Annotated in this window: 25 protein-coding genes; 4 read left to right on the top strand and 21 right to left on the bottom strand. The window is 40.4% G+C overall.

The genetic code is table 11. The features are described from left to right. Nucleotides 1-3 precede the first annotated feature (3 nt). From yqfD to rpsU, 7 genes are all read right to left on the bottom strand, one after another. Nucleotides 4-1,191 carry a sporulation protein YqfD gene (gene yqfD / locus ACE1TH_RS08085; RefSeq protein ID WP_099300402.1) on the bottom strand — a complete coding sequence of 396 codons (1,188 nt, stop codon included), beginning with the start codon at nucleotides 1,189-1,191 and terminating at the stop codon, nucleotides 4-6. 16 nt (nucleotides 1,192-1,207) lie between these two features. After that, nucleotides 1,208-1,495 carry a sporulation protein YqfC gene (yqfC, locus tag ACE1TH_RS08090; RefSeq protein ID WP_099300401.1) on the bottom strand — a complete coding sequence of 96 codons (288 nt, stop codon included), beginning with the start codon at nucleotides 1,493-1,495 and terminating at the stop codon, nucleotides 1,208-1,210. 157 nt (nucleotides 1,496-1,652) lie between these two features. Next, on the bottom strand, nucleotides 1,653-2,216 hold the full coding sequence (locus ACE1TH_RS08095) for a hypothetical protein (RefSeq protein ID WP_375078690.1): 564 nt from the start codon (nucleotides 2,214-2,216) through the stop codon (nucleotides 1,653-1,655). A 56-nt stretch (nucleotides 2,217-2,272) separates the two neighbouring features. Further along, nucleotides 2,273-3,289, bottom strand: coding sequence for a flotillin-like protein FloA (gene floA / locus ACE1TH_RS08100; protein WP_099300399.1), 1,017 nt, complete (start codon nucleotides 3,287-3,289; stop codon nucleotides 2,273-2,275). A 22-nt stretch (nucleotides 3,290-3,311) separates the two neighbouring features. Further along, a complete protein-coding gene (locus ACE1TH_RS08105) occupies nucleotides 3,312-4,652 on the bottom strand; it encodes an NfeD family protein (protein ID WP_375078691.1) in 1,341 nt (446 codons plus the stop codon). Nucleotides 4,653-4,810: 158 nt separating this feature from the next. Beyond that, on the bottom strand, nucleotides 4,811-5,254 hold the full coding sequence (locus ACE1TH_RS08110; RefSeq protein ID WP_375078692.1) for a GatB/YqeY domain-containing protein: 444 nt from the start codon (nucleotides 5,252-5,254) through the stop codon (nucleotides 4,811-4,813). A gap of 26 nt (nucleotides 5,255-5,280) precedes the next feature. Beyond that, nucleotides 5,281-5,454, bottom strand: coding sequence for a 30S ribosomal protein S21 (gene rpsU, locus ACE1TH_RS08115; protein WP_035396344.1), 174 nt, complete (start codon nucleotides 5,452-5,454; stop codon nucleotides 5,281-5,283). A 183-nt stretch (nucleotides 5,455-5,637) separates the two neighbouring features. Between rpsU and ACE1TH_RS08120 the strand changes: the two genes are divergently transcribed. Both ACE1TH_RS08120 and ACE1TH_RS08125 read left to right on the top strand, forming a co-directional pair. After that, nucleotides 5,638-6,576: a Na/Pi symporter gene (locus tag ACE1TH_RS08120; RefSeq protein WP_099300397.1), complete on the top strand. Its 939-nt coding sequence runs from the start codon at nucleotides 5,638-5,640 to the stop codon at nucleotides 6,574-6,576. 42 nt (nucleotides 6,577-6,618) lie between these two features. Beyond that, nucleotides 6,619-7,548 (top strand): aldo/keto reductase, encoded by a 930-nt coding sequence (locus tag ACE1TH_RS08125; protein WP_099300396.1) that lies wholly within the window; start codon nucleotides 6,619-6,621, stop codon nucleotides 7,546-7,548. 30 nt (nucleotides 7,549-7,578) lie between these two features. Here ACE1TH_RS08125 and deoC read toward each other — a convergent pair whose 3' ends face one another. From deoC to gpr, 12 genes are all read right to left on the bottom strand, one after another. After that, nucleotides 7,579-8,253 (bottom strand): deoxyribose-phosphate aldolase, encoded by a 675-nt coding sequence (deoC, locus tag ACE1TH_RS08130; protein WP_255225067.1) that lies wholly within the window; start codon nucleotides 8,251-8,253, stop codon nucleotides 7,579-7,581. Between the two features lie 109 nt (nucleotides 8,254-8,362). Then, nucleotides 8,363-9,712 carry a tRNA (N(6)-L-threonylcarbamoyladenosine(37)-C(2))-methylthiotransferase MtaB gene (mtaB, locus tag ACE1TH_RS08135; protein ID WP_099300394.1) on the bottom strand — a complete coding sequence of 450 codons (1,350 nt, stop codon included), beginning with the start codon at nucleotides 9,710-9,712 and terminating at the stop codon, nucleotides 8,363-8,365. Between the two features lie 10 nt (nucleotides 9,713-9,722). Then, a complete protein-coding gene (locus ACE1TH_RS08140) occupies nucleotides 9,723-10,469 on the bottom strand; it encodes a 16S rRNA (uracil(1498)-N(3))-methyltransferase (RefSeq protein ID WP_255225066.1) in 747 nt (248 codons plus the stop codon). 8 nt (nucleotides 10,470-10,477) lie between these two features. Beyond that, nucleotides 10,478-11,422 carry a 50S ribosomal protein L11 methyltransferase gene (prmA, locus tag ACE1TH_RS08145; RefSeq protein WP_255225065.1) on the bottom strand — a complete coding sequence of 315 codons (945 nt, stop codon included), beginning with the start codon at nucleotides 11,420-11,422 and terminating at the stop codon, nucleotides 10,478-10,480. A 79-nt stretch (nucleotides 11,423-11,501) separates the two neighbouring features. Next, nucleotides 11,502-12,620, bottom strand: a complete 1,119-nt coding sequence (dnaJ, locus tag ACE1TH_RS08150; RefSeq protein WP_099300391.1) for a molecular chaperone DnaJ — start codon at nucleotides 12,618-12,620, stop codon at nucleotides 11,502-11,504. A gap of 156 nt (nucleotides 12,621-12,776) precedes the next feature. Then, nucleotides 12,777-14,609: a molecular chaperone DnaK gene (gene dnaK / locus ACE1TH_RS08155; RefSeq protein ID WP_099300390.1), complete on the bottom strand. Its 1,833-nt coding sequence runs from the start codon at nucleotides 14,607-14,609 to the stop codon at nucleotides 12,777-12,779. Between the two features lie 18 nt (nucleotides 14,610-14,627). Beyond that, nucleotides 14,628-15,191 (bottom strand): nucleotide exchange factor GrpE, encoded by a 564-nt coding sequence (grpE, locus tag ACE1TH_RS08160; protein WP_099300389.1) that lies wholly within the window; start codon nucleotides 15,189-15,191, stop codon nucleotides 14,628-14,630. Nucleotides 15,192-15,344: 153 nt separating this feature from the next. Continuing rightward, a complete protein-coding gene (gene hrcA / locus ACE1TH_RS08165) occupies nucleotides 15,345-16,367 on the bottom strand; it encodes a heat-inducible transcriptional repressor HrcA (RefSeq protein WP_099300388.1) in 1,023 nt (340 codons plus the stop codon). A gap of 103 nt (nucleotides 16,368-16,470) precedes the next feature. Continuing rightward, the gene (hemW, locus tag ACE1TH_RS08170) at nucleotides 16,471-17,631 is read right to left on the bottom strand and encodes a radical SAM family heme chaperone HemW (RefSeq protein ID WP_375078693.1); all 1,161 of its coding nucleotides are present in this window, start codon (nucleotides 17,629-17,631) and stop codon (nucleotides 16,471-16,473) included. A 60-nt stretch (nucleotides 17,632-17,691) separates the two neighbouring features. Then, nucleotides 17,692-19,515, bottom strand: a complete 1,824-nt coding sequence (gene lepA, locus ACE1TH_RS08175; RefSeq protein ID WP_375078694.1) for a translation elongation factor 4 — start codon at nucleotides 19,513-19,515, stop codon at nucleotides 17,692-17,694. Nucleotides 19,516-19,600: 85 nt separating this feature from the next. Next, the gene (locus tag ACE1TH_RS08180; protein ID WP_375078695.1) at nucleotides 19,601-19,957 is read right to left on the bottom strand and encodes a DUF3679 domain-containing protein; all 357 of its coding nucleotides are present in this window, start codon (nucleotides 19,955-19,957) and stop codon (nucleotides 19,601-19,603) included. A gap of 175 nt (nucleotides 19,958-20,132) precedes the next feature. After that, complete coding sequence (gene gpr / locus ACE1TH_RS08185) at nucleotides 20,133-21,248, bottom strand: GPR endopeptidase (RefSeq protein ID WP_375078696.1); 1,116 nt, start codon at nucleotides 21,246-21,248, stop codon at nucleotides 20,133-20,135. A gap of 198 nt (nucleotides 21,249-21,446) precedes the next feature. Here gpr and rpsT point away from each other — a divergent pair, with 198 nt between their 5' ends. After that, nucleotides 21,447-21,713, top strand: a complete 267-nt coding sequence (gene rpsT, locus ACE1TH_RS08190) for a 30S ribosomal protein S20 (RefSeq protein WP_375078697.1) — start codon at nucleotides 21,447-21,449, stop codon at nucleotides 21,711-21,713. A 52-nt stretch (nucleotides 21,714-21,765) separates the two neighbouring features. On the opposite strand, the gene holA is transcribed toward rpsT, so the two are convergent. After that, nucleotides 21,766-22,791, bottom strand: coding sequence for a DNA polymerase III subunit delta (holA, locus tag ACE1TH_RS08195; protein ID WP_375078698.1), 1,026 nt, complete (start codon nucleotides 22,789-22,791; stop codon nucleotides 21,766-21,768). A gap of 296 nt (nucleotides 22,792-23,087) precedes the next feature. Here holA and ACE1TH_RS08200 point away from each other — a divergent pair, with 296 nt between their 5' ends. After that, the gene (locus ACE1TH_RS08200; protein ID WP_099302074.1) at nucleotides 23,088-23,222 is read left to right on the top strand and encodes a YqzM family protein; all 135 of its coding nucleotides are present in this window, start codon (nucleotides 23,088-23,090) and stop codon (nucleotides 23,220-23,222) included. Between the two features lie 141 nt (nucleotides 23,223-23,363). Here ACE1TH_RS08200 and ACE1TH_RS08205 read toward each other — a convergent pair whose 3' ends face one another. Further along, the gene (locus ACE1TH_RS08205; RefSeq protein WP_375078699.1) at nucleotides 23,364-25,628 is read right to left on the bottom strand and encodes a DNA internalization-related competence protein ComEC/Rec2; all 2,265 of its coding nucleotides are present in this window, start codon (nucleotides 25,626-25,628) and stop codon (nucleotides 23,364-23,366) included. Between the last annotated feature and the right edge of the window lie 12 nt (nucleotides 25,629-25,640).

Consider the following 25,640-nt stretch of genomic DNA (forward strand, 5'->3'; position numbering starts at 1 on the left):
GCCTCAGTCTCCTTGAATAATTGGTTTTTCTTGAGTGATCTCTTCTAGAACTTGGTAATGAATCGTTAATGAAACTTTATCACTTTCAACTGTTTCATGCAAAACTTGTTCGCCAATAATTTGTGCATCATCAGGCAAGTCCTGTTTTAAATCAAATTTGGCTTGGTTTTTCAAGACTTCAATCGCTTCTGCTTTTTCATAAGTTCTTTCAAATAGTAGCGTTTCGCGCTGTTCATCAACCGTAATTTGAAGTGGCAGTCGATACCCAAAAATAGAATAATCACTTTCTCTTCTAAACGTTTGATGTGCATCATACTTTGGTGCCGTAAAATTCCAAAATGGAATCGAAACATCTCCTACCGTTAAATGGTATTTGTTTTTTTGATCTCCTGTTAATGAGCGATACGTTTGCGTTAAAGGCATACTTACAGTTGAAGTATACCATATTTCACCTTTTACTGATGCCTTTGCAGGAATTGTTTGTTCATTCCCTTCAACACCAATAAAACCTGAAACAAGCAAGTCCCCTTTTTCCACTACATCATTCGTATGTTTTAGTGCTGTACCATCTTCTACAAACATGGATCGAATAACAGCTTTTTTTGAGGCAACAAGATGTCTCGGACTTAAAATTTCTGGCTCTAATTGGCGCACTTGTTCCACGACTTCAAACTCATAGTTCGTCCCTTTTCGACGCACACCAATCCAAGTTGCTTCATCCACTCGATCTGTCACGTACGCTTGAATAACGTTCGGCTTTGGTAGCTGAAAAATGAACTCCCCTCGTTTCACTCCTAATTCTTCAATGGCTTCTTCCAGCTTTTGTTCTACTTGAGGGGAAGCCCCTTCAATGGAGTACCCCCAAACGATGTTTGAAAGAAGTATAAACCCAACTATAAAGGCGACAATACCAGTGACAAATCCTGCACGCACACGCATTTTTTTAACCAAAAAAGGCAGCCCTTCTCGTTCTTTAAAACATAAAGTAAGATCGGTTTTTCTGAGAAATTTCCGCATGCGATGAACATGTTTTAACTGCATTTTAAATTGAACACTACCCACTTCCGATACTGTCACATCCCAAATATGAATCCCCTGTTTAATACAACGATTTAGCATTTGTTCGGGATAAGGTCCTGATAATTCTGCTGTTACAACACCACCTATAAGATTGACAAACCCATTACGCATTCCTTTTCACTCCTTTTTACTCCTCTTTCTGAATGAACGTCACTTTATCAATTCGTCCTTCTAACAGTAGCTCTTCAGGTAAAATCGTTTTCAAAACAAATTGATCCCCTGTCACAAGCAGTTGACCTTCTTTTAAAAGCAACCGTAATTCGGTCGTTGAAAATTGCAAAACACCACGGTGGTTTTCGATATATATATGTAGCTGTCCGATCATCGTAATTCGAGGTAAGTCCATCATGACGTCAGCCGGAAGCTGCATTTGTTCAGTTACCCATTTTTTTATACGGTTCGTTAAACGATTCATAAAGCAGCCCTCCTCCTATAAATTGTATGAGCATAACCCTTGCCTTAGCACAAAAAATGAAGCGAATCGCCTGTTAAAACGTGCTTCTTCTAAATAAAAAAAGCGTAGCACCATCGAAGGTACTACGCTTAACATACTTATATAAATTGTCTTTTACTTAACGAGACATGCGCCCTCTCGGACCACGGTTCCTACTTTTAGGAGGACCGAGCACCTCAGACCAGACAACAGCTTCCATCATTTTCTTTCTAGAGACGTTTTTGAAATCCATATTCAAATCGCCATTTGATTGTGACTGATTGGTTTCTGTTGCAATGGCAACGACTGGAGCAGCTTGGTCTTTAAGCTCTTTCACCTTACGACGCGCTTCACGATGCCGTTCATACAATTCATGCTGCGAACGGGATGAGCTAGACTCATCCGTTTGGCTTTGTGTTTCACGAACAGGCTCATACGCTTGCTCAGGAGGTGCAGATTCATTAGGGAAATAATCCTCCCACCGAACTTCTTTTTGTCGTCGCTCAACTGGTTGTTGCCTTTGAGGTTGCGATTGGGGTTGCTGTCTCTGCTGAGGGTGTTGGCCCTGCTGACGCTCGCTCCCTTGACGCTCCTCTTGTTGCTGACTTGATTGCCCTAATTTCGATAAGGAACTAACCAATATACCAACAATAATAATTAAGATAAGAGGATTCGCCAAAATAAATTGAATAAACTCTGACATCCAGTATCCCCTCCTTTTAAATGGTCAAGCCAAAAATCATATGCTAAGAGGTTCTCTTAATTATTCTTGTTTCTTGGATCGTTTTCCGGGAACATATCGCTGTCACCTTTAGAAGATTTACTGATAGAGTCTCTCATATCCGTGTCAGCCATAACATTTTGGTAGTTCATGTAGTCCATGACACCCATATGTCCATTTCGTAAAGCTTCAGAAAGCGCCATTGGAACTTCTGCTTCTGCTTCCACAACTTTCGCGCGCATTTCTTCAACACGAGCTCTCATTTCTTGCTCTTGCGCTACTGCCATTGCACGACGTTCTTCCGCTTTTGCTTGAGCGATTTTCTTATCTGCTTCAGCTTGGTCGGTTTGTAGTTCTGCACCGATGTTTTTGCCGATATCAATGTCTGCGATATCAATCGATAAGATTTCAAAAGCAGTACCTGAATCTAAACCTTTTGTTAAAACAGTTTGTGAAATCATATCTGGATTTTCAAGAACTTTTTTGTGATCTTGTTGAGAACCGATTGTAGAAACAATCCCTTCACCGACACGAGCAATAATTGTATCTTCACCAGCACCACCGACTAACCGGTCAATGTTTGCACGAACAGTAATTCTTGCTTTTGCTTTCACTTCAATCCCGTCCATCGCTACACCAGCAATAAACGGCGTTTCAATTACCTTAGGGTTTACACTCATTTGAACGGCTTCAAGCACGTCACGACCAGCAAGGTCGATCGCTGCCGCTCTTTCAAATGAAAGTTCAATATTCGCTCGCTGTGCTGCGATTAACGCATTTACAACTCGGTCAACATTACCACCTGCTAAGTAATGTCCTTCTAATCTTGAAGAATCAAGATCAATTCCTGCTTTTACCGCTTTAATGAGCGGGTTTACAACGCGAGCAGGAACGACTCGTCTTAACCTCATCCCTACTAGCTCAAAAATACCAATTTTAACCCCTGCTGCAATTGCTGAAATCCATAGTGCTACTGGCACAAATGTGAATAAAATTGCCAATAGGATAATGGCAGCCGCAACAATAATGAGTGTGATAATCATTCCGTCATCCATTTGTTATTTCCTCCCTTTTCCTTTAATCATTTTGCTCAATTTCTCTAACAACAATTCTTGCGCCTGATGTATAGACAACCTTGAGCTTACTCCCTCGTCCAATATAGCTTCCTTCAGACACAACGTCAAGGCGCTCATCGTTAATTAGCGCAATTCCTGCTGGCCGCAAATCACTTAACGCTTTTCCGGTTGAACCTACAAGGTCGTGATTCGTTTCCTTAGACAAATACCCTTCTTCCGTTTTCGTCTGTGCTTGAAGGACGAGTTTTTTCCAAGGTCCTCGATCACCAAAGAACACAAATAAAATGATGGCCGCAGCAATCGAAATGAAGAGCGCAATTGCTATAGAAATAACCATAACAGTTGTTGAGAATGAAGCCATAAACAAACCACCAATGACCAAACCGATACCGAGTATTCCAAATATACCAAAGCCTGGCGCAAGCATTTCAACACCAATAAGTACCGCTCCAATAATAACTAGAATCAGTGATTCCCAGCCTGCAAAACCTGCTACCATATGACCAAAAAAGAATAAGAGTAGCGATGAACCCCCCATAATACCAGGTATACCAAACCCTGGCGAAAACAACTCCATAATTAATCCAAGGCTACCAATTGTTAATAGAATTGGAATAACGACCGGGTTTGTCACGAAGCGAGCAATTTGTTCAGCGAAACTAACTTCTGAATAAACCAATTCGACATCATCTGAGTCGTAGCCAAGAAAGTCTACAACACCTTCTAGATTTTGTTCAATCGCGTCTGCATATCCGACCTCTAGCGCCTGGTCAGCATTTAAAGTCAAATATCCAGAGGGGAACCCTTCAACATCAAAATCAGCATTTGACATCGCTTCAGCATAAGCAGGATCGCGCCCACCATCTGGTCCATTCTCTTCAGCTGCGGTTTTCATTCTACTGACCCATAAGGATTGTGCTTTTTCATTCGCTGCATTTCCAGATCCATCGATCACTCCGGCTGAACCAATTTGGCCATTTGGAACCATCACAATCTGATCTGCGTTTAGCGCAATATAAGCACCAGCCGAAATCGCCTCACTATTGATATAAGCGGTTACGGGAATATCTGTACTGTTGATGATATTCGCAATGTGACCAGCTGCATCAACTGCGCCACCCGGTGTATCAATATCGAGGATAATATGATCTGCATTTTCTTCCTCAGCTTCTTCAAATGAACGCTCTAAAAATGCTTCAAGTCCTCTTTCAACAGTTTGTTCAACTGGAATGACGTATAGTTTTGTATCACTAGCGGTATCAGCTTCGACAATCATTTGTAACGGCATCAGCAAAAAAGCAAGCAAATACGCAACAAATGCGACCTTTAACCACTTGTTCACGTTAGAATCATCCCTCCATCCCCTTCTACACGCTTCTACGATCTAAGAGCGTAAAAAGTTTCATCTTTATTAAATTTTATCACGTGTATTTTCCAAATCCAAATTAAACGCTAAAAAACCTCTGTTTTTTTAAAAAACAGAGGTTTATCAAACAAAAGTTAAGTTAACCGCTTTGCTACAAGACGATTGACAGAACCACCGTCAGCTTTCCCTTTTACTTTTGGCATAATGGCACTCATCACTCTGCCCATATCGGCTTTGGAAGAAGCACCTACCTCAGTAATCGTTTCGCTCACAATCGTTTCCAATTCTTCATCTGATAATTGTTTAGGCATATATCGTTGGAGCAAAGCAAGTTCTTCTTCTTGCTTCAACGCTAAATCTTCACGATTCGCTTGTTTAAATTCATGGAGGGATTCTTTACGCTGCTTCACTTCTCGATTAAGCACAGTCATGCTTTCATCGTCAGTAAGCTCACGTCCGAGCTTAATTTGCTCATTTTGCAACGAGGACTTCACCATGCGAATGACGGAAAGTGTTTCTTTTTCCTTATTTTTCATCGCTGTCTTCATGTCCAGGTTTAACCTCTCAAGAAGAGTCAAGTGAAATCATCCTCTCCTAATAAAAACTAGAACTTACGTTTTCTAGCTGCTTCTGATTTCTTTTTACGCTTCACACTTGGCTTTTCGAAGTGTTTACGTTTCTTAACCTCAGCTAACGTTCCTTCTTTAGAGAGCGATCTCTTAAAGCGACGAAGTGCAGCATCAATCGATTCGTTTTTGCGAACACGAGTTTCTGCCATTCTATTTCCCTCCCTCCGAAAACAACCAAACTCAATACGTGCTTATGACACGTCTCCTATAAGTATAATACAGTCGGTGTTTTCGGTCAACTAAAAAGTCACAATATCCATTGCTGCCTATAGAAAATAGACATGCTCCTAACCTTGAACCCATATAGTGTTAAAGACAAGGTGGTGACAAGCTTGGTAAAGGAATTCCTCTCATTATTAATCGTGTTTATCGCTTTATTTTTGTTTGGCATCTACATCTTACGTTCTGGACTTTTACAAGTAGGAACAACAAAGATAAAGACCATACTATTAAAAACTACTGATTCACCTTTTAAAGGGCTTATTGTCGGCATTCTCATCACAATGCTCTTTCAAAGTAGTTCTGTTGTGACCGTTTTACTAGTTGGCCTTGTTGCCGCAAGCCTAATGAAATTTACACATTCCATTGGCGTCATCCTCGGAGCAAATATCGGTTCGTGCTTCACGTTAGAATTAATCGCGTTTAATGTAACCGACTTTGCGCTTCCCCTTATTGCAATAGGGTTTATTTGCTTACTTTTCACTCGATCTTCTCTTTACATAATTGGGTGCGTCACATTTGGGATCGGTTGTATTTTTTTATCGATGAATGGATTAGAGACACTTGCGGAACCATTGCGAACGCTTCCTGTAACAGAGTACTTTTTTCAGTGGACGAATGATCATTATTTAGCGGGCATTTCTGTCGGTGCTATTGTGACGACAATTATTCAATCAAGCACAGCCACGATTGGCATTGCAATGAGTTTTATTGAAGGATTAAGCTTAACGAGTGAATCAGGTGTTGCAATTATGCTAGGTGCAAATATTGGCACATGCTTCACTGCCTACATCGCAAGCATCGGCGCTGGTAAAACAGCTAGGCTTGTTGCTCATGCACATATATGGTTAAATCTGCTCGGGGCTGTGCTTTTTTATCCTTTTATAGAATTTCTCGCCCACTTCTCTTCTTTATTAAGCGAGAGTCCTAGTGTACAACTAGCCCATGCAAGTACGATTTATAATGTTGTTTGTTCGCTTCTCGTTCTTCCTTTTGCTGGATCGTTTGCACGTTTTGTTCAATTTTTTGCACGATTAGAAAAAGACCGTTAAACTAAAAGAGTACGCACTAGATCTATAAGGAGGAAATGCAAAATGAGTACACAAGAATTAGGAAACTCAGGGATAAAGGTATTCCCTATTGGTTTAGGTGCAAATGCAGTTGGTGGCCATAATTTATATCCGGATCTTGACGAAGAAAAAGGAAAAGATCTTGTACGCCAAGGAATTAAAAATGGGGTTAATTTCATTGATACCGCATTCATTTACGGCGAAGGGCGCTCAGAAGAGCTTATCGGTGAAGTACTCCAAGAATTTAAGCGTGAAGATGTTGTGATTGCTACAAAAGCAGCTCACAAAAAAAGCGGAGACGACTACGTATTTGATAATTCTCCAGCGTTTCTTAACGAGTCGGTAAATTCAGCACTAAAACGCTTAAACACGTCTTATATTGATTTGTTTTACATTCACTTTCCGGATGATAACACTTCAAAACGTGATGCTGTAGCAGCATTGCAAGAATTAAAGCAAGCAGGAAAAATTCGCTCAATTGGTGTTTCTAACTTTTCGATTGAACAACTGAAAGATGCAAATGCTGATGGCTATGTTGATGTATTTCAAGGTGAATACAATTTATTGAATCGTGAAGCAGAAAAAGATTTGTTCCCTTATATGAGAGACCACAATATATCTTTCATTCCATATTTCCCCCTTGTATCAGGTTTATTAGCCGGCAAGTATACGGTTGATACGGTATTTCCAGAAGGTGATTTACGAAACCATCAAGGCCATTTCCAAGGAACCAAATTTAAACAAAACATTGAAAAAGTAAACCAGCTAAAACCAATCGCTAAAAAACATAATGTTGACACCGCACACGTCGTGCTTGCATGGTATTTGGCAAGACCGGAAATTGACATCATTATACCGGGAGCAAAACGAGCTGAACAGTTGTTGGATAATGCTAAAAGTGTCGAAGTATCATTATCCGAAGACGAAAAGAAGTTTATTGACACGTTATTTTAAAACAAAAAAAGCTGGGGATCCCCAGCTTTTTTAATAGCTTGCTTGTCCTTCCAAGCCTTTAACAATCTCAACGCCTGAACTTGCACCAATACGCGTAGCCCCTGCTTCAACCATCGCTTCTAAATCTTTAAGATTTCTTACGCCTCCAGAAGCTTTGACACCGACTTGATCGCCAACGGTTTGACGCATAAGCTTCACGTCTTCAATTGTTGCACCACCAGTTGAAAAACCAGTTGATGTTTTAACAAAATCTGCTCCAGCTTTTACAGAACGCTCACATGCCACCGTTTTTTCTTCATCTGTCAGTAGACACGTCTCGATAATCACTTTTACGAGTGCTTTTCCTTTTGCCGCTGCAACAACAGCTTCAATATCTTTTTGGACAACTTCATAGTCCCCATCTTTTAAAGCGCCGATGTTTATGACCATGTCAATTTCTTCAGCACCATGTTTAATCGCCATTTCTGTTTCAAATTTCTTAGTTTCGGTCGCTGACTGCCCTAGTGGAAATCCAATTACTGTACAAACTTTTACATTCTCTTCTGCTTGTAACGCTTTCGCAGCTTCCTGCACCCAATATGGATTGATGCAAACAGACGCAAATTGATATTCCTTTGCTTCTTGACAAAGTTGATAAATTTGCTCCCGTTTTACATCTGCTTTCAATAAAGTATGGTCAATGTAGCGTGCTATATCTTTAGCCATGTTCATTCATCCTTTCTCGTTCATTATCATAACATGAAATGCGCATATCTTTCATTCAGAAAAAAGAGGACGCTAATGATTAATAGCTCCCCTCCTTTTCAAATGTTCGTTAGTTCGCTTGCGATATCAGTTGCTCTTCTTCCGTTACTACACGTACAAACTGACCTTTGTTGTAAGGATAACCAGCTTCTGTCATTTTCACCCGAACAATTTCACCGACCATTTTTTCATCAACTGGAACTTTTACTTTTAAGTAATTGTCCGTATAACCTATGAACAAACCACTCTCTGGATTGTCTTTATCACGCTCTTCTGGAATGACTTCGAGCACTTCGTTTTCAAATGACGAAGCATACTCTTTTGCCAACTGATTTGAAAGCTCAATTAAGCGATGAACACGGTCATTTTTTACGCCTTCTTCAACCTGATCGGTCATACGAGCAGCTGGCGTGCCGGTTCTCATTGAATAAGGGAATACATGAAGTTCGCTAAACTTATGCTCAGCGATAAAATTATAGGTTTCTTGGAATTCTTCTTCTGTTTCACCAGGGAACCCTACAATGACGTCAGAAGTAATCGCTAGTCGTGGCAAAACCGCTTTTAATTTCGTAATACGTTCTGCAAATGCCGCCATTGTATATTTACGACGCATACGTTTTAATACCGTGTCAGAACCTGATTGAAGCGGAACATGCATATGACGTACAATTTTATTGGACTTGCCAATCACCGCAATCACTTCATCTGTTAACTGACTTGCTTCAATCGACGAAATTCGAATGCGTTTAAGACCTTTTACGGTTTCTAAATCTTCCAACAGACGTGCAAGACTATAATCTTTTAAATCTTCGCCATATCCACCTGTGTGAATACCCGTTAAAACAATTTCCTTATATCCAGCATCAACAAGCTGCTGCGCTTGACGTACCACTTCTTCCGGGTCACGAGATCGCATTAAGCCTCTTGCCCAAGGAATAATACAAAATGTGCAGAAATTGTTACAGCCTTCTTGAATTTTCAAGGAAGCTCGCGTGCGATCAGTAAATGAAGGGACATCTAACTCTTCATACACTCTCGTTTTCATGATATTGCCAACTCCGTTAATTGGCTGCCGTTCTTTTTTAAATTGCTCGATGTAGCCAAGCATTTTAGGGCGATCTTGTGTACCGACAACAACATCCACACCCGGAATGGCCATAATTTCCGCTGGCGATGTTTGTGCATAACATCCCGTTACACAAATAACCGCGTCAGGGTTTTTTCGAATAGCTCGACGAATGACTTGTCGGCTTTTTTTATCACCTGTATTTGTAACCGTACATGTATTAATGACATAGACATCTGCGGTTTCTTCATACTCTACTTTTTCGTATCCATCTTGTTTAAACAGCTGCCAAATAGCTTCTGTTTCATAATGATTTACTTTACAACCTAATGTATGAAAGGCAACGGTTGACATTTGTTTCACCTCATATTTCTACTTGATAAGAAAGTGCAGCTAAAACATACAAGCTTGCTGTTTCAGTTCTCAAAATTCTCGGACCTAAGCTACACGTTCGTGCTTGAGCATTTGTTAATTTCGTGACTTCAGAGCGAGATAACCCGCCCTCTGGGCCAACGATAATTAATAAACGTGAACCTGGTTTTAACGTTTCAAACATTTGCTTTAGCTGACTTTTTTCGCCTTGCTTTGCTTCTTCTTCATCACAAACGAGACAAGCATCGTACAGATTGACACGGCTGACGAGCGCTTGTCCATCTAATGGCGCTTCAATTTGCGGAATGGAAGAGCGATGCGATTGCTCAGCGGCTTCTTTTGCAATTTTTTCAAAGCGAGTGAGCTTTTTTTGCATTTTTTTCTCATCCCATTTTACAATAGACCGTTCCGCAAGAAAAGGGATGATTGTGTACACACCTAATTCCGTTGCTTTTTGAATAATGTATTCAAATTTATCACCTTTTGGCAAGCCTTGCGCGAGAGTCACTTGAACAGGCATATCCGTTCGGTTTTCTTCATCGTAAAGAATTTCTCCATCTACGCTCGCTTCTGAAACTGCCGTCAGCTTAACGACCACTGAGCGACTGCGGGTGTTCACACATACGATGTGATCGCCTACAGACATACGCATGACTTTTCTAATATGCTGGGCATCTTCACCAATTACTGTTACAGCCGTATCGCTCATTTGCTCATCTGCTATAAAATAGCGCTGCATACGTCACCTCATTCACTAGGCTTTTTCGCTATGATGGCAACCCAACCTTCTTGACGTTGAATGGAGTCAATCATAAAGCCAGCTTGTTCAATCGATTCTTTTACTAGTTGTTCTTTGCGCTCAATAATGCCAGACGTAATAAACGTTCCGCCAGGTTTCACAACATGAAATGCGTCTTCTGTAAATGTCACAATCACTTCCGCTAAAATATTTGCAACAACGAGATCAGCCGTATGTTCCTGAATCCCTGTCAATAAATCATTTTGCGATATTTCTATCGAATGTTCAGCGTTATTCAGCTTAAAGTTCTCTCGAGCACTTGTTACAGCAACATCATCTAAGTCATACGCATGGATCGTGCGTGCACCAAGCTTCCATGCTGCAAGAGCTAAAACGCCAGAACCAGTGCCGACATCAATAACTGCATCGCCTATTTTTACGATCTTTTCAATCGCTTGTAAAGAGAGAATGGTTGTTGGATGCGTACCCGTTCCAAAAGCCATCCCAGGATCAAGTTCGATAATCATTTCATGTTCTTTCTTTTCATAGTCTTCCCAAGTCGGCACAATGACAATCTGATCGGTGACGTTTACCGGGTGATAATACTTTTTCCACGCGTTTGCCCAGTCATCATCGTTGACTTCTACATAACCAGTTGTTCCATTACCAATATTAATGTCGAACGTGACGAGGCCTTGAATTTTATCTTCTACTTCAGCAATCGTCTTATGGAATTGATCATTCATTGGAAAATAGGCTTTGACCATTACACCCTCTTCCGGATAATCATCCGGATTCAATTCATAGACTTCACCGAACTTAACGCTCCATTCCGTTACTAAATCTTTTGGATCTTCAATTGCAACGCCTGCTGCACCTGCTTCATGAAGAATATTTGATACTGGTTCGACTGCTTCTTGTGTTGTATGTACGAAGAATTCTGCCCATTTCATTATTTTGTCCACCTTTTCCTATGCACTCGTAAAAGAAGTGAAGAAAAGGAATTGCTCCTTCACTTCACTACTCATCTCATTAATCACCTTTAAAAGCTCGACGCAACTTATCAAAAAAGCCATCATTTTGCTCTTCTGGTCGCCCACCACTCATGCCAGCGAATTCTCTCATTAATTCTTTTTCATTTTCGTTTAGGTTTTTCGGTGTAACAACGCGTACTTGAACGTGTTGGTCTCCTTGACCACGGCCATGAACATTTGGCACACCTTTTCCTTTTAACCTAAAGTTTGTTCCAGTTTGTGTTCCAGCTGGGATTTTTAATTTAATCTTGCCCGTTAACGTTGGTACTTCAATCTCATCCCCTAATGCAACTTGAGGGAATGTTAGAGGGACTTCACAATATACATCCTCTCCATCTCGTTCAAAGAACTCGTGCTCTCTCACTTGGAAAACCACATAAAGGTCGCCTGCTGGACCACCGTTCGTGCCTGCTTCTCCTTGACCAGATACACGAAGTTGTTGACCATTATCAATCCCTGCAGGTACTTTTACATTTATTGTTTTCTTCTTACGAACTTTTCCTTTACCGTGACACGTATTACATTTATCTTTAATAATTTTTCCTGAACCTTCACAATGGTTACATACGCGACGGTTCACAACACGGCCAAATGGCGTGTTTTGTTCAACATTTAATTGACCTGAGCCTTTACAGTGTGAACATGTCTCTGGTTTCGTTCCCGGCTTTGCTCCGGACCCATCACAAGTTTCACAATTTTCGTCTCTCGGAATCTCAATTTCCGTTTCTTTTCCGAAGACAGCCTCTTTAAAGTCCAACGTCATCGTATATTGGAGATCGTTCCCTTGTCTTGGTGCGTTTGGATTTCTTCTCCCGCCACCTTGACCACCAAAGAACATGTCAAAAATATCGCTAAAGCCACCAAAATCACCAGCACCTGCTCCACCAAAGCCTTGGTTTGGATCAGTGTGCCCAAATTGATCATAATGTGCTTTCTTTTGTGGGTCGCTTAACGTATCATACGCTTCTTTCACTTCTTTAAATTTTGACTCGGCACCCTCTTCTTTATTTACATCAGGGTGGTATTTGCGAGCTAATTTTCGATATGCTTTTTTCACTTCGTCTTCAGAAGCATTCTCACTAACACCTAATACTTCATAAAAATCTCGTTTACTCACGGTTTTCCTCCCGACTACAAAGCAACCATGCTGCTTTTACCTATTCTCACATAACGTTCATCTTATCATCTGTCAATCCGATTGCGCAACTTGGATAGAGACGTTCTTAAAAAAAAGTCAAAGCCCTTGAAACTGACTTTGACTTTTCCATAAAGCTTATTTCTTTTCGTCGTCGTTTACTTCTTCATAATCCGCATCGACAACATTCTCATCTTGCTGACTACCTTCGCCTTCAGCACCTTGTTGTGCTTGCGCAGCTTGAGCCGCTTGCTCATACATTTTCGTCGTTAACGCTGTAACGATTTCTTGTAGCTCATCTTTAGCAGTCTTGATTTCTTCCTCGTTATCTGTTTCAAGCGCTGCTTTTAACTTGTCTTTCGCAGCTTCTGCTTTATCTTTTTCTTCTTGTTCAACGTTGTCACCAAGGTCAGTTAGTGTTTTTTCAGTTGTGAACACAAGCTGGTCAGCTTCGTTGCGAAGTTCGACTTGCTCACGACGCTTTTTGTCTGCTTCTGCATTTTCTTCCGCGTCTTGAACCATTTTTTCGATTTCTTCGTCAGAAAGACCAGAAGAAGATGTAATCGTGATGGATTGTTCTTTGTTTGTGCCTAAGTCTTTTGCTTTAACATTTACGATACCATTTGCATCAATATCAAAGGTTACTTCAATTTGCGGAACCCCACGTGGTGCTGGTGGAATATCGTTCAATTGGAAACGGCCAAGCGTTTTGTTATCTGCTGCCATTTCACGCTCACCTTGTAAAACATGGATATCAACAGAAGGCTGATTATCTGCAGCTGTTGAGAACGTCTGAGATTTAGATGTTGGGATCGTTGTATTACGCTCAATTAACTTTGTGAACACAGCGCCCATTGTTTCAATACCAAGTGATAGAGGTGTCACATCTAGTAATACAACATCTTTCACATCACCAGTTAAAACACCCGCTTGAATTGCAGCACCTAGCGCTACTACTTCGTCTGGGTTTACGCCTTTATGAGAATCTTTGCCTGTTAAACGCTTGATCGCTTCTTGTACAGCTGGGATACGTGTAGAACCACCTACAAGAACTACTTTATCGATTTCAGACGCAGAAAGACCTGAGTCAGAAAGCGCACGGCGAGTTGGCGCTAGTGTACGCTCAACTAAATCAGTCGTTAACTCATCAAATTTCGCACGAGTTAAGTTCATTTCTAAGTGCTTCGGTCCTGTAGAATCTGCTGTAATAAATGGTAAAGAGATTTGCGTTTGCATAACTCCAGAAAGATCTTTTTTCGCTTTTTCAGCTGCATCTTTTAAACGCTGCATCGCCATTTTATCTTGAGATAAATCAATGCCGTTTTCCTTTTTAAACTCTGCTACTAGGTGATCCATGATTACATCATCAAAGTCATCTCCACCTAATTTGTTATCGCCAGAAGTCGCTTTAACTTCAAAGAAGCCATCGCCAAGCTCAAGAATCGACACGTCAAAAGTACCGCCACCAAGGTCATAAACAAGGATGGTTTGATCTTCTTCTTTTTCTAAACCATAAGCAAGTGCTGCTGCTGTAGGTTCGTTTACAATACGGTCTACTTCAAGTCCCGCGATTTTACCAGCATCTTTTGTTGCTTGACGTTGAGAGTCATTAAAGTATGCAGGAACGGTAATAACAGCTTTCGTTACCGTTTCACCTAAGTACGCTTCTGCATCAGATTTAAGTTTTTGAAGGATAATCGCAGAAATTTCTTGAGGAGAATAGCTTTTTCCCTCTACTTCTACTTTATAGTCTGTACCGATGTGACGCTTAATCGAAATAACAGTGTTTGGGTTTGTAATGGCTTGACGTTTTGCTACTTCACCTACTAAGCGCTCTCCATCTTTAAATGCAACAACTGACGGAGTTGTACGGTTGCCTTCCGGATTAGGAATAACCGTTGCTTCTCCACCTTCCATTACTGCTACACATGAATTCGTTGTACCTAAATCAATTCCAATAATTTTACTCATTTTTTCTTCCTCCTAAGCCTATGAATTCACTTTAACCATTGAATGGCGAATAACTCGATCTTTTAACTGGTACCCTTTTTGCAGTTCATCAACAATTTGATTGCTTTCAAAGCCATCTTCTTCAACCTGCATAACAGCTTGATGGTAATGAGGATCAAACATTTCTCCCTTTGTCGGGATAACCGTCACACCCTCATTTTGAAGCGCATCTTCAATTTGACGATACACCATTTCCATTCCTTGAAGAAGCTGCTTCGCTTCCTCACTTTCTGGATTTACGGCTAGTGCACGCTCAAAGTTATCAAGAGCAGGTAGTAACGTTTCAATCAATGTTTGTGATTTATATTTAAGCTGAGCTTCTCGCTCTTCTTTCGTTCTTCTTCTGAAGTTATCATAGTCAGCTCTTGTTCGCGCTAAACGATCATTTGCTTCTTTTAATTCTGCTTCAAGAGGATGAACGACTTCAGCTTCTTCTTGAACCGTTTCGTCAACATCCGTCTGTTCTTCTGAACGATTGTCCACTACTTCTTCTTCAGTGCCATGCTCGTGCTGTTCTGCATCATTTTTCTTTTCCTCTGGCATTTTGTTCACCTCCTGCTATAATCAATCCATTTCACATTTTTGTTATACCTTCGTCAGGATAGCAAAAAATCTTTACAAGACGCAAACAATTTTGCTCTTGATTTTTATGTATGTAAAGCAGCAGTCAAATAAACCGCCACCCACATCAATTCTTTAGTGGTCCGTTAGTAGCTTTGACATATTTTTCGATAACGAATCAACGACTTTTATCATTCGCCGATATTCCATCCGAGTTGGACCAATGACACCTAGCGTACCAACATGCTGACCATTAATTGCAAATGAGGCTGTAACAATGCTGCACTCATCAAAAGCCGCTAGTTGATTCTCATTACCAATGGAGACATTTAATCCATTAAAATGCTGGGTCTTCAACCAATCATAAAGAACAGATTCTTCTTCAAGGGTTCGGTAAACCATTCGCATTTTTTCCATGTCTTGAAATTCAGGTTGTTCCATTAAATTTGATCGTCCTGAGAAAAATAACTTCTCAGCAATATCAGGCGATAACGTCGGCTGAAGCATCGCTAATACGTGCTTGTAATTTTTAATATGCGCTTTAAACAAGTGATTCAACTCAAATTGAATCTTTTGCTGTAGCTGAGAAAACGGCACCCCTCTTAAACGTTCGTTTAATAGATTAACCGTTCGTTCTAAATCTTCTGCTGTCACGTGTTCATCAAGCTGCACAATATGATTCTCAATATGCCCTGTTTCACTAATAAGAATGACAATCGCTTTCATGCCTTCCAGTGGAACGATCTGAATCTTTTGCAGTCGCTCATTGAGTAACTCCGGCCCGAGAACAATCGACACATAGCTTGTCATTTCTGACAGAATCCGAGCCGATTCTTGAAATACTTCTTCAATCGCTTGCAGTTTAGCAGAAGCAAGCGTCGATAACCTCGACCGTTCCGCAACGGTTAACCGATGTGGAGACAATAAATGGTCAACATAATAGCGATACCCTTTTTGGGAAGGAACACGACCAGCAGAGCTATGAGGCTTATCAAGAAAACCAAGCTCTTCCAAATCAGCCATCTCGTTCCGAATCGTCGCTGAGCTAAATTGAACATCAGCACGCTTAGAGATGCTTCTTGAACCAACTGGCTCAGCGGAACGAACATAATCGTCAACGATTGCGTGTAAAATCAAGAGTTGTCTTTCAGTCAACATTCCAAGCACCCCCTGTTAGCACTCGCTATCGTTGAGTGCTAATGCTATAGTTACACTATCAAAAGGCATCCTTTTTGTCAATTAAAAAAACAGGTTCTAATTTCTAATAGGAATAAGCTGATTCATCTAAAGCCGCCACAAACAATTCAAATGCTTCGTTAGCGAGCAACAACCCTTCTTTCGTTAACGAAAGGGATTCGTCGCTATTATGAAGCAAGCCTTTGCGAACTCCGGTAGCTATCTCTTCTTTAAATAACTCGTCAAGCTTATACCCATACGTATCATAAAACGATTGTTTCTGAACACCTTCTCGTTTCCTCAATCCTAAAAACACGGCTTCTTCAAGACACTCCGCTTTCGAAACGTCGTGTTTTTTATACGTTGCTTCCCCTCGCTCCATAATCGCATCAATGTATTTTTGGATTGGGTTGATATTTTGATAACGACAGCGGTCTTCATAGCCAGAGGCCCCTGCTCCAAATCCCGCATAATAACGGTTATCCCAATAGACTAGGTTGTGTTTACTCTCATAACCGGGCTTCCCAAAATTACTCAACTCATATTGCCTGAGGCCGTGCGCCTTTGTTCGTTCGGTTAAGATGTCATACATGGCTACATCATCTTCTTCAGGAGGCAAGGTCAGGGTGCCTTTCTTTTTGCGATTATAGAAGACAGTCTGCTTTTCAACTTTTAACATATACGCAGAAATATGTTCGACGCCTAAACGTAGCGCTTCGTCTAAGGATTGTTCAAAATCAGCTACTGATTGATTTGGAAGACCTAGCATTAAATCAACCGATAGATTCGTAAACCCTGCATCTCTCGCCTTTTTAATCGCATCGTGTACGCCTTCAGGTGAATGGGTCCGACCAATCTCTGTTAATATCGGCTGAGAAAACGTCTGCACCCCTAAGCTTAAGCGGGTGACACCGTACTTCTTCATGACGTTCAACCGGTCCGTAGTTCCACTGTCAGGATTCACTTCAACCGACCATTCTTTCAGCTCAGATAGGTACAACAAGCGGTGTATCGATTGAAACAAACGTTCCAACTGAATCGCCGTAAGCGAAGTCGGTGTGCCTCCACCAATGTAAATGGTTTCAATTGGAATTTGATTACGCGCTTGTTGCGATCCTTCTATCTCTTTAATCAATGCATCGATATACGCTTCCACTGGCTGATTTTCTAAAAAGACCTTATTAAAATCGCAGTAATGGCAAATATGTTCACAAAATGGGATGTGTATATAAATGGATTGCCCCATTGCTTCTTCCTCCTTACAAAGAAAAAAAGCCAACTTAAACGTAGCCGGCTTTTTTCATTCTTAATCTTCGTCCATTCGCAGTACAGCCATAAACGCTTCTTGGGGAACTTCTACATTCCCAACTGCTTTCATTCGTTTCTTACCTTCTTTTTGTTTTTCCAGAAGCTTACGTTTACGCGAAATATCTCCACCATAACATTTGGAAAGAACGTTTTTACGCATCGCTTTAATCGTCGAGCGCGCAATGACTTTTGTACCAATGCTCGCCTGTATAGGCACTTCAAATTGCTGTCTTGGAATGAGTTGCTTAAGCTTCTCAACAATAATTTTTCCTCGATCATAGGCAGAATCTCTATGCACAATAACAGATAACGCATCGACTTTTTCGCCATTTAGCAAGATATCCATTTTTACAAGCTTTGACTCACGGTAGCCTACAAGCTCATAATCAAAGGATGCATATCCTTTTGTATTAGACTTAAGTTGGTCAAAGAAATCATAGACAATTTCTGAAAGCGGGATCTCATAGACAATCTGAACTCGAACCTCATCCAAGTACTGCATGTCCATAAACACGCCGCGCTTTCCTTGACACAACTCCATAACGGCGCCAACAAAATCATTCGGGACCATAATGGTTGCTTTTACATAAGGCTCTTCAACATGATCTACTTTTTGTGCATCAGGCATATTGGATGGATTATCAATGTTGATCACTTCTTGGTCCGTCATGGTTACAGTATAAATAACAGATGGTGCTGTTGTAATTAACGTAATACCAAATTCTCGTTCAATTCGCTCTTGGATAATTTCCATGTGGAGCAAACCTAAAAATCCACAACGAAACCCGAACCCTAAAGCTTGAGACGTTTCTGCTTCATATTGAAGCGAAGAGTCATTTAACTCAAGTCGTTCTAATGCTTCACGAAGATCATTGTATTCACCAGTATCGATTGGGTATAAACCACAATATACCATTGGATTCATCCGACGATAACCTGGAAGTGCCTTTTCTGCAGGTGTAACAGCACTCGTAATTGTATCCCCTACACGGGAGTCGCCTACGTTTTTAATAGCCGCTGTTAAGAATCCTACATCTCCAACAGTAAGCTCATCGCACTTCACCGTTTTCGGTGTAAAGACACCTACTTCGTTCACTTCAAATTCTTTCCCTGTTTGCATCATCCGAATCTTTTGTCCTGGCTTTACCGTTCCTTCTACAATTCGAATATATGCAATAACACCTCGGTAAGGGTCATAGAGAGAATCAAAGATCAATGCTTTTAATGGCGCATCAGGATCTCCAGCAGGTGCTGGTACTTTCTCAACCACTTGCTCCAGTATTTCTTCAATACCAATTCCATTTTTTGCAGATGCAAGAACGGCGTCAGAAGCATCCAATCCAATAACATCTTCTACTTCTTTTTTCACTCGGTCCGGCTCTGCACTTGGTAAGTCAATTTTATTAATGACTGGGAGTATTTCTAGGTCGTTATCCAGTGCTAAATAAACATTCGCTAACGTCTGCGCTTCAATCCCTTGCGCACTATCGACAATTAACAGGGCGCCTTCACAAGCTGCCAAGCTTCGCGATACTTCATATGTAAAATCGACATGACCTGGCGTGTCAATTAAATGAAAAATGTATTCTTCTCCATCTTTTGCTGTATATTTTAACTGCACTGCATTTAATTTAATGGTAATGCCACGTTCTCTTTCAAGATCCATTGCATCTAGCGTTTGAGCTTTCATTTCTCTATCAGTTAATGCGCCGGTGCGTTCTAAAATCCGGTCAGCCAACGTTGATTTACCGTGGTCAATGTGAGCGATAATCGAGAAATTACGTATTCTAGATTGGCGCTCTAGTTTTTGATCCTTCTTCATTCGTCTGCCTTCACCCCTAAAAAAACCTACATTTACACTATCCCTTATTATAGCAAGGTTAAGGCACACCAGCAATAAAAGCTTTTTATTCCCTCTCTTCTTTGTTTACATTGTCTTGTACAAGAGAGACAACTTTTTCAAGCCCAGAGCGTGTCGCGCCCTCTGTTTGATTGGCTAACGTCGAGCCTAAATCAGAAAATAAGTTTGAAAGACCCTTTTCTTCACGATTTGTTGTAATTGGCTGACGCTTCTCTTCCTTTTCTTCTGGTGGTACGCTCACTGCTTGCATGGATTCAGCGCCTTCATCTTCTATCGTTGTTTCTATATTTAACGGTTTTGGTTCATTTAAACCTGCGTATTCACTCATCATTTGTACACCCATCATTAAGCCAAACAGCACGCTAAAAAACAATAAGAAAAATCGACGTTTTGCCGTCTTCATTTTCCTCATCCTTTCTACCAAGCTTGGAGAGCTTGTCCTTTTTTACACTATATGTATCAAAGAAAAAAAAAGACCAAGTTTTTTTCGTGAACCAAACCGTATCGAAAAAGCGCCCTAAAAGGACGCCTTTACGTGCTAGTTCGGGTGCACTTATTTTCTTACAAAACGTTGTGCTTTATTTTGTATAAGCACCAACGTTTTCTTGATTCACTCTACCATGCAAGGCAGCGTTTAGACCTCCAGCAATGACGTGAGCCATATCTTCAATAAACACATCAATTTCTTTTGGGGTTACCATTAAATTATGACCTAACGGGGCAAGAACTTCTTGAATTAAGCTTCGTTTTTCTTCCATTTCCAAACCTCCGACCATGCCTAATATCGCTTTTCTTCCAGCTTCGTCAGGTAAATCCTTTTCCGTCAATTCTCGCCGTTCTCCAAACGTCATTCCAGCTGGTGCTAATCGTTTTGATGGTTTGTCGCCTTCTCTCATTTCTTTCCCCATATGCTTTAACACAAAATCAATTGCATCGGAAGTAATCGTGACTGCATCAACAACAGTAGGAATCCCAATGGCAATAACAGGGATACCTAACGTTTCTTGATTCATTGCTTTACGGTTATTCCCTACACCACTACCAGGATGAATCCCCGTATCGGCAATTTGAATCGTCGTGTTCACACGTTCGATAGAACGAGAGGCTAACGCATCAATGACAATCAGAAAATCTGGCTTCGTTTTCTCAACAACACCAAATACAACGTCACTTGTCTCAATTCCTGTTACCCCCATAACCCCAGGTGTAATGGCACTAACAGAGCGATAGCCATCTTGAATTTCCTCCGGCGCTAGTTTAAACAAGTGCTTGGTGACTAAAATTTCTTCTACCGTTAATGGACCTAAGGCATCTGGGGTAACATTCCAATTTCCTAAACCAACAATTAAACATGTGGCGTCTTCTTTAATGTTCGATCGCTTTAAGAAAGCAGAAAATTCTTTTGCAAAAACTCGCTCAAGGTCTGCTTGTAAATCTGTATCCTTTTGTCTAATTCCTTGGGCTTCAAAGGTTAAGTAATTTCCTGCTTTTTTTCCTAATCGTTCGGCTCCCTCTTTACCAATTTTCACTTTCGTCACTTTTACATTTGAGACCGTTTCTTCTACAACGAGCACATCGTCAACTTTAGTTGGCTCTTTTACATTTTGTTGCTCTTGTTCTTCCACGACCATTTCATGCGCTTCAAGAGCCAGATCCGTTCGAATCACAAATGGTTCCATGTTCAATTTACCCATAACGTTATCTCTTCTCCTTCGTCAATGTGATACAATTAATATGACCGAGTCGAAAAGAAAACATTCAGAAGATAGAAGACTTCAACACTTTGTATTGCAATCATTGAGTATGTTTGATAAAATGCAGAGTGTTGTACTGCTGAAACAGTGATCTAGAGAGGCCTTCGCATAGGCCATTTTATGACGGAGGTGAAATAAATGCCAAATATTAAATCTGCTATTAAACGTGTTAAAACAAACGATAAACGCCGCGCGCAAAACGCAGCGCAAAAATCTGCTTTACGTTCTGCAGTAAAGAACTTTGATACTGCTGCTTCTAACGGCAATGCAGAAGAAGCAAAAGTTGCTTTTGCTGAAGCGACGAAGAAGATTGATAAAGCTGCAACAAAAGGACTTATCCATAAAAATGCTGCAGCACGTCAAAAATCTCGTCTTGCAAAAAGATTAAACGGACTTTCTGCATAAGACAAGCCGTTTAGACGACAAAAAACGATTCACCTTGTGTGAATCGTTTTTTTTATGTTCGTGTACTTAATTTCAGTAATAGCAATTCTACCGAGCGTTCTTTTTCCCCTTTTCCCGTTTTAATCGCATAATCAGTGTCTGCACATGCGATTATCGCTTTTCGAAGATCGCTTTTTGCATGACGATTTGTCTGTTGCATTGTAAGTTTTATTACATACGGATGTAGATTAAGCTGGCCAGCAATTTCTTTTTGATTGTATCCTTTTTCTTGTCGAATCTTTACATAAAGCAGGTTGCGAAATTGTCGTGTTAATAGAGCAAGCATGGCCAAAGGTTCTTCTTTTTGTCGTAATAACTTGTGATACGTTCTGAGCGCTTGCTCCGTTTTCCCACTTGCCACACTTTCGACAACTGAAAAAATACTCTCATCCACCGTCTCTGCAACAAGCGTTTCCACATCCTGCTCTACGATATGCTTTTTATCTGCCGTAAACAGCATACACTTCTCGAGTTCTTTTTCTATTAACATTAAATTAGAACCAACGCGGGCAAACAACAGCTGTGCAGCAGTCTTATCAATTGTAAAGCCTTGTTCGCCAACAGCATTAACCATCCACTGTTTTACTTGTTCTTCATTCAGTGGATTTGATTCAAGCGCTGCCGTTTGTTTTTTTAATTGTTTCGTTAGCTTTTTACGCTCGTCCACTTTTTCATATGGCGCAATGATGATAAAAACGGTTGAATCCGACGGCGATTGGATATACTGTTCAAGCGCAGAAAGATCGTGCTCTACCTTCGCTTTTACTTTTTGAGTGGAGACAAAATAAAAATCTTGAATGACGACTAGTTTTCGATTCGAAAAAAACGGAATTGTTGCAGCTTCCTGAACGATCTCTTGAATCGGCGTGTCTACAACTTGAAATCGGCTATCATTCATTGAATCATCTGCTTCGGTAAATAATAAAGACCGTACTTTATTTACAAAAGCATCTATTAAATACGTTTCAGACCCGTATAAAAAATATACATGCTGCAACGAGTCTCCCTTTAGTTTTTGGATGGTTCCTAAAATGCTCATATGTATAACTCCTCACTCATGCTCATTTTTATAGTGTATTCATTTTTACATGAATGAGCAAGAGGGGAAATCTCTTCCCCCTCAATCTATAATGAACGCTTTTAACGAAGACCCTAGGACTTCCCGTTAAAAGCGGGCCACCACTGTATACAACAACATATGCAAGCAATGAAAGTTCGGTGCTGTATTCAAGATGGTTTTCTTTAATGTTCAGTAAAAAGCAATGTCGCATAGTTGAACAAATCTTTTCATTTTCAAAAAAATCACGTATACTTACGGAAGAGGAGGTGCATAAAATGAATCACTTTGAAAAAGATGTCCAAGATAAAGCAAATGATATTGTCCCATCGATTGTTGGCTTTGTTGCCTCTTTTGGGTTTTTTGCATTAATATTTATCATCGCGAATATTGTGGATGTGGCTACATTCTAGAAACAAAAAAACAGCTCTCATTTTTATCGACTAAAAAGAAACCGTTTCCGTCAAAGATGGTCGTTTGCACCTCATGCTACATACGTAAACACCTATCCATCTTTTATTGAAAAATTTTTCAGTCATAATGTGGGCTGTTTTTTATTGTGACTGTGTTGGAAAAACGTCGATCCTGTTCTCATTAATCACAATTTCGACTGTGGCATGAAGATTTGTTTGATAGACATCAACACCTGAAGCATGTAAACGATCTAATACATCAGGATGAGGATGACCGAAGCGGTTGTTCACACCTGCTGATATAAAAGCAAGCTGCGGCGATAATTGCTCTAGAAAATGCGGTTGCGTTGAGGTCTGGCTTCCGTGATGCCCTACTTTTAACAAATCCACACTCATTTGCGGATAACGCTGTTTTAAATCATCTTCTCCTTCCTTTTCTAAATCACCGGTTAATAAAAGAGACGTATCATAAAATGAAGTATAGAGAACGATTGATTTATCATTTCCACTCCACGATTTATCCGCCGTTGGATGAAGAACGTAAAATTGATCGGAAATGGTATCCCCCGCTTGCACAAACGTTAATTTCGCATCATCAATAATCTCCACTAAGTGATAGTCAATCTCTTTTTCTAGTTCGCCGTATGGAAGATACACTTGTTCTACTTGCAGTTCATTTAATACCGCCTCCGCTCCACCTACATGATCATAATCACCGTGAGTCAATATGAGCCCATCGATTTTCTTAATTCCTTTCGCCTTCATATAGGGCACAACGATATCTTTTCCAGTATCAAAGGTTTTCTTTTTTTGCTGCCAGTCTTCTGTCGCAAACGACACAACTCCACCTGTATCAATAATATAAACTTCCTTCCGGTAAGGCGTTTCAATAATCATACTATCTCCCTGTCCGACATCGAGCATGGTAACGACCGCTTGTTCATTCCATTTCGGCAGTTGCGATGGAAGCATTAAGCATACAGAAAACAAACCTAGCGATAGATACAGCCAACGTGAGCGCCTTTCCCATAATAGGCCACTTAAAATGAGTAAACTATATAAACAAAGAACGATTAGCACATGGGGACGACCAATAACAAATACATAGACATAGTCTGCTAACGCCACAATCCATTTATGAAGCCACTCCATCACAATGGCTGGAAAAAATGAGAATAGTTGTACAGCATGAATAGAAAAGCCGTTTATGAAGACAAGTAAAAAGCTATATGGAAGCAAAAACAACGAGACAAACGGAATATAGATTAAATTAATAATAAGGCTAAATGGAGACCATTCATAAAAATGAAATGCAATTAAAGGCAAACCTATCAGCTGCGCAATCGTTGTCACATAGAATAAACGCCCCATATAGGAATGAACCCGGTTCATAATTGTGTTTTGAACTAAGAGAAGCGTAAATGACACAAGAAAGGATAGTTGAAATCCGAGTTGAAAGAGAGCATAAGGTTGGAAAAATAAGTAGAGAAGAAAAATTGCCGAAAATCCGTAGAATGGATGAATGGGAACACGTAAGAAAAGAAGTAAAAAGTAAATCATCGTCATAACGGCTGCTCGAACAACAGGAGGAGAAGCGCCCGTCAAGAAAATAAAAAAAGGGAGAAGAACGAAGATACTAAGAATGACGAGTTCTCTCGGAACACCGATTCGAATCATTACATAAAAATAGGTCCCTGTAACAATGCCAACATGCAAACCAGATATGGCGAGTAAATGAATCACTCCTAATTTTGAATAGGCATCACTTACAAGAGGGTCCATATAATAGCGCTCACCTAATGTCAAAGCAATAACGATCCCGCTAATGGATGGAGGGAGCCGTTCTCGCAAAAGTGACATCACATGATGGCGATATTGATTTAACTGATAAAGAAAAGAGATGCCTGTATTTGTTGTGCATTCTATGAACTGGAGTTGTTTGACGTCAAATAAATAGTGAATACGCTGATAATATAAAAACTGTTGGTAATCAAATGCATAATGATTTCTTGCTTCCATCGGCCTTTTTAAATCGCCTTTCGCCTGACAAATATCCCCAGCTTTAGCTGTCCAATTGGTTAACGCCTCTTCAGTTTGGCTGTAAGCAGTTAACATTAGTTTTTCATGATCTGCTGTTTGAATCGTTGTTTTCAATTGATTTCCATCAATATACACTCCATCAAGTAACTGGAATGTAAGCTCAGTAGGCCCTGGCGTCAATGTTGAAGCATTTTTTTGGTGAATATATGAGGTGGATAAGAAATAAAGAATGAACGGAATGAGGAGGTACCAAATGGTTGTCCTTTCCCCTTTTAAAAAGTGAAAAGAAGAAAGAACGAAACCACTGATAAAAAAAACAAAAGCGAGGATCAAACTGCTTTGTAAGACAAACAAGATTGCAGACATAACAGCTAGAAA

The sequence above is a fragment of the Shouchella sp. JSM 1781072 genome (assembly GCF_041949915.1).
Lineage (GTDB): Bacteria > Bacillota > Bacilli > Bacillales > Bacillaceae_D > Shouchella.

Coding starts and splice junctions, on each gene's coding strand:
- yqfD (WP_099300402.1), bottom strand. CDS start 1,191: ATGCGTAATGGGTTTGTCAATCTTATAGGTGGTGTTGTAACAGCAGAA.
- yqfC (WP_099300401.1), bottom strand. CDS start 1,495: ATGAATCGTTTAACGAACCGTATAAAAAAATGGGTAACTGAACAAATG.
- ACE1TH_RS08095 (WP_375078690.1), bottom strand. CDS start 2,216: ATGTCAGAGTTTATTCAATTTATTTTGGCGAATCCTCTTATCTTAATT.
- floA (WP_099300399.1), bottom strand. CDS start 3,289: ATGGATGACGGAATGATTATCACACTCATTATTGTTGCGGCTGCCATT.
- rpsU (WP_035396344.1), bottom strand. CDS start 5,454: ATGGCAGAAACTCGTGTTCGCAAAAACGAATCGATTGATGCTGCACTT.
- ACE1TH_RS08125 (WP_099300396.1), top strand. CDS start 6,619: ATGAGTACACAAGAATTAGGAAACTCAGGGATAAAGGTATTCCCTATT.
- deoC (WP_255225067.1), bottom strand. CDS start 8,253: ATGGCTAAAGATATAGCACGCTACATTGACCATACTTTATTGAAAGCA.
- mtaB (WP_099300394.1), bottom strand. CDS start 9,712: ATGTCAACCGTTGCCTTTCATACATTAGGTTGTAAAGTAAATCATTAT.
- ACE1TH_RS08140 (WP_255225066.1), bottom strand. CDS start 10,469: ATGCAGCGCTATTTTATAGCAGATGAGCAAATGAGCGATACGGCTGTA.
- prmA (WP_255225065.1), bottom strand. CDS start 11,422: ATGAAATGGGCAGAATTCTTCGTACATACAACACAAGAAGCAGTCGAA.
- dnaK (WP_099300390.1), bottom strand. CDS start 14,609: ATGAGTAAAATTATTGGAATTGATTTAGGTACAACGAATTCATGTGTA.
- grpE (WP_099300389.1), bottom strand. CDS start 15,191: ATGCCAGAGGAAAAGAAAAATGATGCAGAACAGCACGAGCATGGCACT.
- hrcA (WP_099300388.1), bottom strand. CDS start 16,367: ATGTTGACTGAAAGACAACTCTTGATTTTACACGCAATCGTTGACGAT.
- hemW (WP_375078693.1), bottom strand. CDS start 17,631: ATGGGGCAATCCATTTATATACACATCCCATTTTGTGAACATATTTGC.
- lepA (WP_375078694.1), bottom strand. CDS start 19,515: ATGAAGAAGGATCAAAAACTAGAGCGCCAATCTAGAATACGTAATTTC.
- ACE1TH_RS08180 (WP_375078695.1), bottom strand. CDS start 19,957: ATGAAGACGGCAAAACGTCGATTTTTCTTATTGTTTTTTAGCGTGCTG.
- gpr (WP_375078696.1), bottom strand. CDS start 21,248: ATGGGTAAATTGAACATGGAACCATTTGTGATTCGAACGGATCTGGCT.
- rpsT (WP_375078697.1), top strand. CDS start 21,447: ATGCCAAATATTAAATCTGCTATTAAACGTGTTAAAACAAACGATAAA.
- holA (WP_375078698.1), bottom strand. CDS start 22,791: ATGAGCATTTTAGGAACCATCCAAAAACTAAAGGGAGACTCGTTGCAG.
- ACE1TH_RS08200 (WP_099302074.1), top strand. CDS start 23,088: ATGAATCACTTTGAAAAAGATGTCCAAGATAAAGCAAATGATATTGTC.
- ACE1TH_RS08205 (WP_375078699.1), bottom strand. CDS start 25,628: ATGTCTGCAATCTTGTTTGTCTTACAAAGCAGTTTGATCCTCGCTTTT.